A 12,945-nucleotide genomic window follows, 5' to 3' on the forward strand; every position below is an offset into this window, starting at 1 on the left:
CTCAGCGCAGTCACCCGTTCGGCGTACCCCGGAAAGGGTTTCGGCCGCCGCCCGGCGCGCAGCGCGGGACGGCGGCCGTCACCGGGACGATCAGTGCTGGTGGTCGTGCTCGGCCTCGTTCTGGGCCCGCAGGGCGTCGAGGGAGACCTCGTTGCCCGCGGAGTCCTTGATCTTGATCTTCTCCATCACCGAGGCCAGCGCCTTGCCCCGGCGGACGTCACCGAAGACGGCCGCCGCGGCGCCGGAGCGGGCGAGCTGGTCGTAGTACTGCTGCGGGGCCATCCCGGCGCGCTGCGCCCGGTGCACGATCTCGTGCCCGAACTCGTCGTCGGAGACCTGCACGTCCTCCGCGTCGGCGAGCGTGTCCAGCAGGAGCTGGATCTTGACGCCGTCGGTCGCGGCCTCGGTCAGCTCGGTGTCGATCTGCTCCTCGGTCTTCTCCTCCGCGGCGAGGTATTCCTCCAGGGAGGCGCCGATGCGCTCGAGCTGGTCGACCATGGCGGCCTTGCGGCTCTCGACCTCGTCCTTGACGACGCCCTCCGGCGCCGGCACGTCGGCGGCGGCCACGAGCTGCTCCAGCGCCTTGTCGCGGGCGGCGTAGATCTGCTCGACCTGCTTGCCCCGGGTGACCCGCTCCCGCAGGTCGGCGCGGAGTTCCTCGATCGTGTCGAACTCGCTCGCCATCTGCGCGAAGTCGTCGTCGAGCTCGGGCAGCTCCTTCTCCTTGACCGTGCGGACGGTCACCGCCACCTCGGCGTCCCGGCCGGCGTAGTCGCCGCCCACGAGCTGCGTGGTGAAGGTGGTGCTGTCGCCGGCGGCCAGGCCGACGAGCGCCTCGTCCAGGCCCGGCAGGAGCTGCTTGCTGCCCACCTCGTGGGAGATGTTGCTCGCCGAACCACCGGGGACGTCCTCGCCGTCGACCGTGGCGTTCAGGTCGATCTGGACGAAGTCGCCCTCCTGGGCGGCCCGCTCGACGGTCTTCAGCGTGGCGAACCGCTCACGCAGGCTGCTGACCTGCTCGTCGATCTCACTGTCGGCGATCTCGAGCTCGTCGACGGTCACCTCGATGGTGGCCGGGTCCGGCAGGGTGATCTCCGGGCGGACGTCGACCTCGGCGGTGAAGTTGAGCGAGTCGCCGTCGTTGAACTCGGTGATGTCGACCTCGGGACGGCCGAGCGTCTTGAGGTCGTGCTCCCGGACCGCGGCGAGGATGTTCTGCGGGATGGCCTCCTGGATCGCCTCGTTGAGGACGGTCCCCCGGCCCACCCGCTGGTCGATCACCGCGCTGGGAACCTTGCCCCGGCGGAAGCCGGGAACCTGGACCTGCTGGCCGATCTCCCGGTACGCCTTCTTGAGGCTCGGCTCGAGCTCGACGAACGGCACCTCGATGGCGAGCCGCACGCGCGTCGGGCTCAGAGTCTCGACGGTGCTCTTCACAGGCGTACTCCTTGAACGGATCTGGGTGTTGAGATCTGGGGCGTGATTGGCGCATCGAGTGTAGGCGAGTCGGGCTGCGGCGTCGGCAGCGCCCGGGCACCACACGGAGAAACCGGCGGTTCCCGGGACGATCCGGTCGCGAACGACAGTCGGGGTGGCGGGATTTGAACCCACGGCCCCTCGCTCCCAAAGCGAGTGCGCTACCAAGCTGCGCCACACCCCGTGGCGACGAAGAGTGTATGCCGTCCGGGCCTCCGCGTGGGTGACCGGGGCGCACCGTGGGATCCGCGCCGTGGGCGCCGCCGCCGCCCGGGGTGGGCGCTGCGCGCCCGGGCCGGAGATTGGGTACGCTGTCGCATGCGCCCCGCCGTGGTGGGGGGCTCGCGGGCGTAGCTCAATGGTAGAGCTTCAGTCTTCCAAACTGACTACGCGGGTTCGATTCCCGTCGCCCGCTCAGGTGGTCGGCCGATCCACCAGGGCACGCAGCGTGTCCGCGGCCGGGGCGCCGGCGTGCTCGGTGAGCCACGCCCGGGCATACCCGACGGCCGAGGCGGCCTGCTCATCCGACAGCTCCCGGTGCAGCAACGGCTGCAACACGAACCGCGCCCCCGGCGTGACCGCGTGCACCCCCAGCCACGCCAGCGCGTACCGGACGACCGGGACGGCCTGCTCGTCGCGGGGCGGTCGTTGCAGCAGGGGTCGCAGTACGAACCGCGCGCCGGTGGTGGCCGCGTGCTCCCCGAGCCACGCCAGGGCGTGCCGGACGACCCTGCCGGCCTGCTCACCGGGCAGCCGGCGTCGTAGCAGCGGTTGCAGCACGAAGCTGGCGTTGAGCGTGGTGGCGTGTGCGGCGAGCCACGCCGACGCCTGCCGGACCACGGTGTCGGCCTGCTCGTCGGGCAGCTCACGTTGCAGCAACGGACGCAACACGAAACCGGCGTTGAGAATGCCGGCGTGTGCGGCGAGCCACGCCAACGCCTGCCCGACGACCGTGGTGACCTGATCGTCGGGCAGCTCACGTTGCAGCAACGGTTGCAGCACGTAGCCGGCGTCGACGGTGTCGGCGTACCCGGTGAGCCAGGCCAGGGCGTGCCGGACCACGGTGGCGGACTGCTCTCCGGACAGCTCGCGATCCAGCAACGGGCGCAGCACGAACTGCGCGTCCAGGGTGGCCGCGTACTCGGTGAGCCACGCCAGGGCGTGCCGGACGACGGCGCTGACCTGCCCGTCGGACAGGGGACAGTGCAGCAGCGGTTGCAGCACGAAGCCGGCGTTGCGGGTGGTGGCATGCTCGGCGAGCCACGCCAGGGCATGCCGGACGACCGTGGCGGTCAGCCCGTCGGGCAGCTCGCGTTGCAGCAACGGACGCAACACGAAACCGGCGTCGAGCGCGACCGAGTGATCATCGAGCCACGCCAGGGCATGCCGGACGACCGTGGCGGCCGACCCGTCGGGCAGCTCACGTTGCAGCAACGGACGCAACACGAAACCGGCGTCGGCGATGTCGGCGTAGTCGGTGAGCCACGCCAGAGCGTGCTGGACGACAATGGTGGCCGGCCCGTCGGGCAACTCGCGTTGCAGCAACGGACGCAACACGAACTGCCCGTCGAGGGTGCCGGCGTGGACGGTGAGCCACACCAGGGCGTGCCGGACGGCGGTGCCGGCCTGCTCGTCGGGCAGCTCGCGTTGCAGCAACGGACGCAACACGAACTGCGCGTCCAGGGTGGCGGCGTGGACGGTGAGCCACACCAACGCCTGCCGGACGACCGTGGCGGCCGACCCGTCGGGCAGCTCACGTTGCAGCAACGGACGCAACACGAAACCGGCGTCGGCGGTGTCCGCGTAGTCGGTGAGCCACGCCAGGGCATGCCGGACGACCACGGTGGCCGGCCCGTCGGGCAACTCGCGATCCAGCAGCGTACGCAGCACGTACTGCGCGTCGAGAGTCATCGCGTGCTCATCGAGCCACGCCACGGCGTTCCGGAGGACGCCGCTGTTCTGCTCGCCGGACAACTCACGATCCAGCAGCGAGCGCAGCACGAAACGCGCGCTGAAACCGGCCGCGTGGTCATCGAGCCACGCGGAAGCCCGCTGGACGGCGACGGTCGTCTGCCCGGCGGTCAACTCACGGCCCAGCAGCGGATACAGCACGAAGCCGGCGTCGAGAGCGGCCAGGTGATCATCGAGCCACGCCAGGGCGTGCCGGACGACGACGTCCGCCTGCCCGCCGGACAACTCACGGCTCAGCAGCGACTGGAGCACAAACCGCGCGTTGAAGGTGGCGGCGTGGTCGTCGAGCCACGCCAGCGCGTGCCGGACGACGACCTCCGCCTGCCCGCCGGACAACTCACGGTCCAGCAGCGACTGGAGCACGAACTGCGCGTTGAGCGTGGTGGCATGGTCGTCGAGCCACGCCAGGGCCCGCCGGACGACGACCGCGGCCTGCTCGTCGGAGAGCTCCCGCTGCAACAGGGGACGCAGGACGAAGGTGGCTTCCGCCCGATGGTGGACCGCGAGCCACTCGATCGACTCGCGCACCAACCGATCGTCGGAGACCGAGGCCCGCAGGCCCTTGTAGAGCAGGTGGCGGGCCGAGAACGTGCGCGCGTGCACCGCCAGCCACGGCGCCACGACGGTGTCCCACCTGCCGAACGCGACGGGCGACCACGAGGGGTTGTCCATCACCGCGCCGAGCGCGTACGCCCCCTCGTCCTGCTGCTCGGCGAGCAGCGCACCCACCTCCCGCTCGTGCCCCTCCAGCCAGTGCCGGCAGTGTTCCTGCAACGGGCCGGACCGCTTCTCCAAGGTGAGGTCGCGCATCAGGCGGCCCAGGTTCGTGGCGTACCTCCCGATCGTCCGGCCGCGGGTCAGCGAGGCGGCGAGGATCCGGTCGGCGACCGCGGAGCGCACCGTTCCGCTGCCGGGTCGGTGGAAGGTGCTGTCCGTGAGCTGGTCCGTGACGATGTCGTGCACGGTCGTGTACTCGCCGAAGCTGGGCACCAGCCAGCCCATCGTGAGCAGGATGCCGAGGAGGTGTTCCGCCCGCTCGGTGTCGCCCCCCGCGACGCGGCCCCCGCAGGCGATCAGGCTCGTCCGCTCCTGCGGGGCGGCGACCGCCATGGCGACACACGTCTGGAGTTCCACGCTCGGCTCGGGGTCGCTGATCAGGCTCGCCGCCTGCGGGAGCAGGCCGTCCTCGCGTAGCCGCCGGTTCAGCCAGTCGACGAGTTCCCCGGGACGGACGCTCGGGAGCGCACGGTTGAGCGTCCCCGCCTTCGCGCGCGTCTCCGCCTCCAGGGCGACGAGCATGGCGATGATCGGCCGGCTGCCGCAGAGTTCCAGCAGGCGTTCCTCGCCCAGCATGCCCAGCGCGGTCGGGGACAGCGAGGTCACCACCTGCTGCCGGATCCTGGCCGCCTGCTGGTCGTCCGGAGCCAGGCGGACGAGGTCGAACAGCGGGGTGAGCTCGGCTGCCGTCTGAAGTTGCCAACCGGGCCGTGCGGAAGCCAGCAACGCCACCCGCACGCCGTGACGCCTGGCCTCCGGCAGCACCTGCTGACGGAGGCCGGGCAGGTCGAGGCCCCGGCACTCGTTGAGGTAGTCGAGGATCACCAGAGTCCGTTCGCTGCCCACGGAATGCAGCGCTTCCGCCACGTCCGCGTTGGTGACCAGCGGCTCACCGGACTTCACGTGCAGGACGGTCCACCCGTCCTTCTCCGCCCGCATGCCGACCTCGAAGCAGGTACGCGTCTTGCCGGCCCCGGCGGCGCCGACCAGGAGCACGCCCGACCGTCCGGCCGACTCGGTCAGCCGCTCCAGCAGGCGGTCGGGGTGCGTCGGCGCCGCGGCGTCCATCGGCGGCACGAAGGGCAGACACTCCTCCTGCAGGTTGCGCAACAGCCCGTCCAGGCCGGCCACCTCGTCCGCGTGCGGAACGATGCCCGGCGGTAGTTGCGGCTCGTCGGCCTGGCCCTTGGCGGTGAGGCGGACGACGTCGTCCGGGGCGACCCCGACCCAGTTGCCGAACACCCCGTCCCGCGCCAGCGAGCTGACCCGCACCGCCTCCAGGCGTCCCGGCCCGAAGCTGTGCGGGTCGGCGACCACCACCCCGAGCACGACGCGGCCGTCGCCGCTGAGCAGGGCGGCACCGGACTGGCCCGCCCAACCCGAGCGCGGTCCACCGGACGTGGCCACCCGCTCGTGCGGCGGGGTGAGAAGGCTGTTGAGCGCGTACCGGTCCCGCTCGACCCCGGTCCCGGGAGCCACCAGCCACGCGTGCTCCTCGACCGCGCTCCGTCCGTCGGCGTCCACGCTCGCCAACGGGTAGCCGACCGTGAGGCATTCGACGGGTTGCGGGCCGGCGAGTTCCCCGTACCGGATGGCGGGGGTGAACTCGGGCCAGCCGGCCTGCGGCACCTGGACCAGCGCGGCGTCCAGGCGCAGGTGGTCCGCCCGCCACACCACGGCGCCGTCGCGTTCGACGCCGCCGTGCACCCGCACCCGGCAGGGCGCGCCCAGCGGGCCGACCACGTGGCCGGCGGTGAGGATCAGGTCGCGGCCGACCACATGTCCGGAGCCACGCCGCGCCCCCTGCACCAGAGCCAGGCGAGCGATGTGCGCGGCGACCGACTGCATCCCCGATGTCCCCCGGTCGGCTAGCTGTCGTCGCCGATGAGGGTCTCCCCCGATGCCGGTAGCAGGGTGTCCCTCGGCTTGAGGGTGAGGGTCATCCGATGCGTGGCCGTGTTCGTGTGCTTGCGCCCGCCGCCGGCCGACAGCACACGCCACAGGGTGAGTTTGCCGGACGCGTCGCGGGCGGCGTCGACCACCAACTCCAGCTCGAGCTCGATCGAGTCGACGGCGAACCGGATCTGGGAGTCGGCGCCGTCGGCCAGGGCCGCCGTGAGCTCGGAGCGGAGCAACCCGATCGCGGTCGACAGGGAAACGCCGTACTCATCCATCAGGACGGTGCCGTCGTCCACGAACTACCTCCGCGTCTGGATGCCCCATGTGTAGCGGAAAGGGTATCGGCCCGGCCCAGCCCCGAAACGCCGCCGAGGAACCGCATAACGGCGTAAACGGCCACAGCTCGGTCGGTCGGCGCGGCGTCAGGGTCGGCAACACGACAGCCGTTACCACCGGTTCCGACTCCGACGGGACCGCCGCCGATTTCCGCCCGGCAAGCGGGCCGGCGAGCGCGGCGGCGCGGGCTGCGTACGATGCGGGACCGGACAAGCCCCCGTCGGGTGGAGGTAGCGAAGGATGTCAGGCCAGCGGGACGGTTTCGCCCTGGGCGTTGACCTCGGCACCTCGAACACGGTGGCGGTGCTGCGCCGGCCGGACGGGACCACCCGGCCGGTGCTCGTGGACGGCCAGCCGATCCTGCCGTCCGCGGTGTACGCCGACGCCGACGGCCACCTGCACGTCGGGCGGGACGCCCAACGGCTGGCCCAGGCCGACCCGGTCGGCTACGAGCCGAACCCGAAGCGCCGGATCGACGAGCCGACGGTCGAGCTGGCCGGGCGGGCGTACCGGCCGGCGGAGCTGCTGGCCGCGGCGCTGCGGGCGGTCGCGGACGCGGCGGTGGCGTCGGTCGGCCTGCTGCCCCCGGCGGTGGTGACCCACCCGGCGGCCTGGGACGCGCCCCGACGCCAGGTCCTGCACGACGCGCTGGAACTCGCCGGCTGGCCGGCGGCGGCCGAGCACACGCTCGCCGGGCCGATCGCGCCCGGCACCCGCCTGCTGCGCGAGCCGGTGGCGGCGGCCCGCTACTACACCCAGGTGCTGCGCCGGCCGGTGCCGGTGGGCGGCGCGGTGGCGGTGTTCGACTTCGGCGGCGGCACGCTCGACGTGGCCGTGCTGCGCAACGAGGGCGCCGACCCGTGGGGCGACTCCGGTTTCCACCTCGTCGCCACCGGCGGGATCGCCGACCTCGGTGGGCTCGACCTGGACGCGGCCCTGCTCGGGCGGCTCGGTGAGCTGGTGCGGCCCGCCCATCCCCGGCAGTGGGCCCGATTGGCCGAGCCGGCCGCCACCGCCGACCGGCGGGACCGGCAGCAGCTCTGGGACAACGTGCGCGGCGCGAAGGAGATGCTGTCCCGGGCCACGGTCGCGCCGGTGGCCGTACCGGGCGTCGAGGCGGCGTTCCCACTGACCCGGGCGGACTTCGAGCGCCTCGCCGCGCCGCTGCTCGCGCGCGCGGTCGCCGAGACCCGGAACGTGACCGCCGCCGCCGGCCTGCGCCCGGAGCAGCTCTCCGGCCTCTTCCTGGTCGGCGGGTCGACCCGGGTGCCGCTCGTGGCCCGGCTGCTCCACGCCGAGCTGGGCATCGCGCCGACCGTGCTGGAACAGCCGGAGCTGCCGGTCGCCGAGGGGGCGCTGACCGACCTGCCGCTCCCCCGCCGGACCGGACGACCCGCCGTGCCGGCGCAACCCGTGCCCCCGCCGGCGCAGCCCGACGGACCGCTGGCGCACGCCGACCCGCCGGGACGGGCGACGACCGTGGCCCACGCGACGCCCGGCCCCACCCGGGACGACCGGGCCGCGGCGTTCGGCCCGCACGGCACGGCCGCCGACGCGGCGACCACCGCAGCCGGCGGCCCGCACGGCACGCTCGTCGCCGACCCGGCCGGCCCCACCCCGCCCGGGTACGCCCCGACGTCCGCGCCGCCCGCTCCCACCCCGCCCGGGTACGCCCCGACGTCCGCACCCACCCCGCCCGGGTACGCCGCGGCGTCGGCACCGCCCGCCTCCGCGCCGGGGTACGCCGCTCAAGGCGTACCCCCGGGTTGGCCTTCGTCGCCGGCTGGCGCGCCGCCGGCCGGCGGTGGCCGGCCCGGACGGAGCCGGCGCGGTCGCTGGATCGCGCTGGGCGCCGGTCTGACCGTGGTCGGTCTGGTGGCGGCGACGCTGCTCTGGGTGTTCCGGGACCGGCACCCGGCGCTCGACTTCCACTCGCCGGAGCTGGTCCGGAGCATCGCCACGGGTGACGAGCGGCCGGACGGGATGTTCACCGCGACGCTTGCCGACCGCGCCTACCTGGCCTGGTCGCTGCCGGACGACCGGCTGAACGTGATCGCCGTGGACCCGGCCACCGGTCGGAAGATCTGGGAGAAGCCGACCCCGGTGAGCGCCGACCGGTGGGCCGGGATCCGGGCCCTGCCCGACGGGGTCGCCGTCGTCGCCGACGCCTCCGGCACCAGCACGCCCCGGCCCCTGCTGGTGCTCGACGGGGACAGCGGCGCGCAGCGGTGGGCCGTCGACATCCACGGCGACGACGAGATCCTCCCCGGGCCCGGCACGCTGGTCTGGGTGGACCGCGCCGGCAACCGGCTGGTCGGGCTGCGGCTGGACGACGGCCGGCCGCGGTGGACGCGGGACAACCCGCGCAGCGAGTACGGCGACGCGCGGACCGTGGTGGTGCCGGTCGGCACCGGTGCGGCGCTCGACGGCGCCGGATACCCGGACGGCTCGCCGCGCGCGCCCTGGTCCGGCAACGCGGACCGGCTGGTGCAGGTCGGCGCGGACCGTTCGGTGCGGGTGCTGGCCATGGCGGACGGGAAAATCCTGCGCAGCCGGGGCAACGTGGCCGACCTCGACGACCCGGTGGCCGCCCGCGACGACCGACTGTACGTGGCGGAGAGCGGCCGGAGCCTGCGGCTCGTGTCCTACGATCTCGGCGCGCTCGGCGTACCCGACGTGCTGTACGAGGCGACGGAGGCCGGCAGCCGGGCGCAGGCGCTGGTCAGTTGCGGCGAGCACCGTGCCTGCCTGCTGGAGGTGCCGAGCACCGGCGCGGACGACGCCCGGGTGGTGGTGGCCACCGAGGGCGAGGACAGCCGGCACTGGCCGGCGCCGCAGACCCGGCGGCTGGTCCCGCTCGGCGACCACCTGCTCGCCGAGCGGGACAGCCCGCGGAACGCGGTGACGCTGTTCGCGCCGGACGGCACGGTCAGGCTGCGCGACCGCGACGGCGTGGCGGTCCGGCTGGACGCCGGCAATCTGCTGCTGTTCGACAAGGAGCCGAGCGGCTACGAGGACGACCGCGTCCTGGCCGGGCTCGCGGTGGGCGGCAAGCCGTACGAGATGGGGAAGGTGGCGCAGATCCGCAGCGAGTCCTGCTCCTGGAACACGTCGGTGCTGGTGTGCGGCGCGGAGAAGGAGTTCCGGCTGTACCGGTTCGCCGGGTGACCGACCCCGGCGGCGACCGGTCGCCGCTCACCCCGACGGGCGACGGATGAACCGGGCCGGGCCGGGTAATGCCAGCGCCATCCTGGTGGAGTGACGGCCGGCGTCGCGGCGTACCGCGACCGGGCGCGCGGGCGGGCGGCACCACGCCGACCCGCCCGCCGCCACGCGGCTCAGGTGCCGGTGACCCAGTTCCAGGCCGAGACCACCCACTCGGTCTGCTGAAGGTAGGCCACGCCCACGCCGGCCAGGAACAACGCGGTGATCATGTGCGCGCCGCGGGCGCTGCGGCGCACCCGGCCGAGCTGCCGTTCCAGGATCAGCCGGCCGAGCAGCCGCATCAGCGCGAACACCCCGACCGCGGTGAGCAGGCTCAGCACGAACGTGAGCAGCGGCGCGATCAGGTTGCCCCGGCCGGAGATCGCCCAGATGCCCCAGCAGACGAACGCGAACAGGGCGCCGGCGGCACTCCACTCCCCGCCCCGGCGGGCCTGCGCGAGGTGCCAGCTCATCGACCGGCGGGGTGCCTGCTCACCGGCCCAGTCGCCGTGCTCCACCGTGGGGAAGGGCTCGGTGCGAGGCGTACGCGGCTGACCGACCGCCGCCACCCCGCGCTGGAACGCGTCCCGCTGCCCGGGCGCCACGTCCGGCTGGGGCGGCACCTCCACGGTGCGTTCCGCCCACGGTTGTGTCTGGTCCGCCATCTTCCGTCCTCCCCCTCGACCGACGTCGGCCTCGGTTCCGAGGGTAGCCACCTCGCAAATAGGGTGCCGACCCCCACGGTGGTGGGATAGACACGGGCGATGAGCGACGTGGTGGTGCCCCGGGCCGAGGACTTCGACGAGATCGCCGCGCTGATCGCGCTGGCCTTCCACGGTGACGTCGACCCGGAGGCGCAGGAGGTCGAACGCCCGATCTTCGAGCCGGAACGCGCGCTGCTGATCCGCGACGGCGGGGCCGCGGTCGCGCACGCCGCCGCGTTCGGCCGCGACCTGACCGTGCCCGGGGCGACCGTGCCGGCCGCGCACGTGTCGATGGTCGCGGTCGCGCCCACCCACCGCCGGCGTGGCCTGCTCACCGGGCTGATGCGGCGGCAGCTACGCGAGATCCGCGACGCCGGCCGCGAGCCGGTCGCGGTGCTCTGGGCCAGCGAGGGCCGCATCTACCCCCGCTTCGGCTACGGCTCGTCGGCGCAGCGGCTGATGCTGACCGCCGACACCACCGGGCTGCGGCTGCCCGCCCCGACGTCCGCCGAGGGCACGCTCCGCCTGGACCGACCGGCCACCCACCGGCACGAGCTGGCCCGGTTGTACGAGCGGGCGCGCGCCGACCGTCCCGGCTGGTCCCGCCGGGACGAGCGCTGGTGGGCGTACGTCCTGGCGGACGTGAAGAGCCGGCGGGACGGCGCCACCGAACGCCGGGTGCTGTTGCACGACGGCCCGGACGGGCTCGACGGATACGCGCTCTACCGGACGAAGGAGGGGTGGAACGGCGAGATCCCCCGGGGCGAGGTGCGGGTCGACGAGATGGTGGCGGTCACCCCGGAGGCGTCCCTGGCGCTGTGGCGGCTGTTGCTCTCGGTCGACCTGACCCGGCGGTTGTCCTTCCCGACCGCCGCCGTGGACGAGCCGCTGCTGCGCCTGGTGGACGAGCCCCGGCAGCTCGCCCCGCAGCTCGCCGACGCGCTCTGGCTGCGGGTGGTGGACGTGCCGGCCGCGCTCGCCGCCCGCCGCTACCCCGCCGACGTCGACGTGGTGATCGAGGTCACCGACGAGCTGCTGCCGGAGAACAGCGGGCGGTGGCGGCTGGTCGGCGGACCGACCGGCGGGGAGTGCACGGCCGCCACCGGGCCGGCGGGGCTGGCCTGCGACGTCCGCGCCCTCGGTGAGCTCTATCTGGGCGGCGTCACCCCGGCCGCGCTGGCCGCCGCAGGCCGGATCCGCGAGCTGCTGCCGGGCACGCTCACCGCCCTGACCGCGGCCTTCCCCTGGCACCGCGCCCCCGCCCCCATGGAGGTCTTCTGACCGCCCTTCCGACCCGGTCCTGATCAGCGCGGCGCGGTTCGGCGCGGCTCGGCGCAGCGCGGCACTACTCGGCCCGGCGCGGCGGAGGGCTCATCCAAGTTGGCGGCGACAAGGCGGACGCCCTGCACCGCCGGCTGCACGAGACCGGGCTGGCCGGGGTGACGCTTGAGGAGTGGCTGCGGGGCCTGCCGTCGGACGTGTACGTCGGCGCGGCAGGCACGTCATGGGTGTCTGACCGGCCTGGCGCCACTGATGGGCCCCCCACCCGCCGCGCTGTCTCATATGGCGGACAAATCCATCTCCCATATTCGACCCACCTTGATACCCGTGGCGCCCGGGAGACATCGGTGGGCCGGATGCCAGTCCACCGACCAAACGATCGCCGCCAGGGCCGCTCCCCTCCAAGATCTCGGCCTGCACGCGGCGATCTAGGAGTTGTGGCACCTCCGAATACCCGACAAAGCCGGCATTCAATGGCACCACAAGTCCATGATCGACGAAGCGGGCGAGCCCGGGGCCGCCCTTCCGCGAGGCAAGCCGACGATCATGAAGGTGACGGTGCAAATCGGCTGGATTGTCCCAGCCCACCTCATGATCGACCGGCGAGGCCGGCGCGGGATGGACGGGCGGAGGCGGGAAAGCGGACGGTGGGGGCGGTACGGTCGGGGGGTGGGTGAGGCGGAGCGACGGCGACGGCGGCTGCGGCATCACGGCGAGGCGAGCGAGCCCGCCGACGGCGGCGTCAGCGCCGGGGAGACGAGCAAGCCCGCCGACGCCAGCGTCAGCGCCCGGGAGGTGAGCGGTCCCACCGACGCCAGCGTCAGCGCCCGGGAGGTGAGCGGTCCCACCGACGCCAGCGTCAGCGCCCGGAAGATGAGCAAGCCCGCCGACGCCCGCGTGACCGCCGGGGAGATGAGCGCGAGCACCGCCGCGGTGCACGACGACGTCGCGCCCCGCCCCGGGGGCGGCGGCCGACGCGGCGAGCCGGAGCCACCGGGTGACGGCGTCAGGGCACCACGCGGCGCCCGACGCGCCGAGTCGGAGCCGGAGCACCGGGGCCGGCGTGGCGCCCCGTCCGCCGACGAGAGCGAACGCGGCCTGCGTGGCCTCGTCGGCTCGGGATCGTCGCAGGTGAGCGTGACCGCCGCGATGCGGGCCCGGGACGCCGCCCGCCCCAGCGAGGACGACCTCGCCGAGGCGGAACAGCGGGTGGTGCTGGTCCGCCGCAACTGGGTGCCGCGCGAGGAGCTGCCCCGCAGCGGACGCTGACCGACACGCAGCCCGCAGCGGACGCTGA

Annotated in this window: 6 protein-coding genes, 2 tRNA genes and 1 pseudogene; 4 read left to right on the forward strand and 5 right to left on the reverse strand. The window is 74.0% G+C overall.

Features of this window, described 5'->3' with window-relative positions; all coding sequences use genetic code 11:
• Window positions 1-90 precede the first annotated feature (90 nt).
• Both tig and O7619_RS26775 read right to left on the reverse strand, forming a co-directional pair.
• Window positions 91-1,437 carry a trigger factor gene (tig, locus tag O7619_RS26770; RefSeq protein ID WP_282284135.1) on the reverse strand — a complete coding sequence of 449 codons (1,347 nt, stop codon included), beginning with the start codon at window positions 1,435-1,437 and terminating at the stop codon, window positions 91-93.
• Between the two features lie 149 nt (window positions 1,438-1,586).
• A tRNA-Pro gene (locus O7619_RS26775) sits at window positions 1,587-1,660 on the reverse strand.
• 160 nt (window positions 1,661-1,820) lie between these two features.
• On the opposite strand from O7619_RS26775, the gene O7619_RS26780 reads away from it, so the two are divergent.
• A tRNA-Gly gene (locus O7619_RS26780) sits at window positions 1,821-1,891 on the forward strand.
• Here the strand turns inward: O7619_RS26780 and O7619_RS26785 are convergent.
• Complete coding sequence (locus O7619_RS26785; protein ID WP_282284136.1) at window positions 1,891-6,072, reverse strand: serine protease; 4,182 nt, start codon at window positions 6,070-6,072, stop codon at window positions 1,891-1,893. The two genes, O7619_RS26780 and O7619_RS26785, sit on opposite strands and share 1 nt — an antisense overlap.
• 20 nt (window positions 6,073-6,092) lie before the next feature.
• Entirely contained in the window at window positions 6,093-6,419 is a 327-nt protein-coding gene (locus O7619_RS26790) for a trypco2 family protein (protein WP_282284139.1), read from the reverse strand.
• Window positions 6,420-6,699: 280 nt separating this feature from the next.
• Between O7619_RS26790 and O7619_RS26795 the strand changes: the two genes are divergently transcribed.
• Window positions 6,700-9,627, forward strand: coding sequence for an Hsp70 family protein (locus tag O7619_RS26795; protein WP_282284141.1), 2,928 nt, complete (start codon window positions 6,700-6,702; stop codon window positions 9,625-9,627).
• Between the two features lie 170 nt (window positions 9,628-9,797).
• On the opposite strand, the gene O7619_RS26800 is transcribed toward O7619_RS26795, so the two are convergent.
• Window positions 9,798-10,328, reverse strand: a complete 531-nt coding sequence (locus O7619_RS26800; protein WP_282284143.1) for a hypothetical protein — start codon at window positions 10,326-10,328, stop codon at window positions 9,798-9,800.
• Window positions 10,329-10,427: 99 nt separating this feature from the next.
• Here O7619_RS26800 and O7619_RS26805 point away from each other — a divergent pair, with 99 nt between their 5' ends.
• Window positions 10,428-11,648 (forward strand): GNAT family N-acetyltransferase, encoded by a 1,221-nt coding sequence (locus tag O7619_RS26805; RefSeq protein ID WP_282284144.1) that lies wholly within the window; start codon window positions 10,428-10,430, stop codon window positions 11,646-11,648.
• 1,053 nt (window positions 11,649-12,701) lie between these two features.
• A pseudogene (locus O7619_RS26810) lies at window positions 12,702-12,917 on the forward strand (hypothetical protein); the annotation flags it as partial.
• Between the last annotated feature and the right edge of the window lie 28 nt (window positions 12,918-12,945).

The organism is Micromonospora sp. WMMD998, assembly GCF_029581235.1.
Classification (GTDB): Bacteria; Actinomycetota; Actinomycetes; order Mycobacteriales; family Micromonosporaceae; genus Micromonospora.

What these genes read in the sequence shown, in the direction of transcription:
- O7619_RS26785 (WP_282284136.1), bottom strand. Translation starts at nt 6,072, where the DNA reads ATGCAGTCGGTCGCCGCGCACATCGCTCGCCTGGCTCTGGTGCAGGGG.
- O7619_RS26795 (WP_282284141.1), top strand. Translation starts at nt 6,700, where the DNA reads ATGTCAGGCCAGCGGGACGGTTTCGCCCTGGGCGTTGACCTCGGCACC.
- O7619_RS26800 (WP_282284143.1), bottom strand. Translation starts at nt 10,328, where the DNA reads ATGGCGGACCAGACACAACCGTGGGCGGAACGCACCGTGGAGGTGCCG.
- O7619_RS26805 (WP_282284144.1), top strand. Translation starts at nt 10,428, where the DNA reads ATGAGCGACGTGGTGGTGCCCCGGGCCGAGGACTTCGACGAGATCGCC.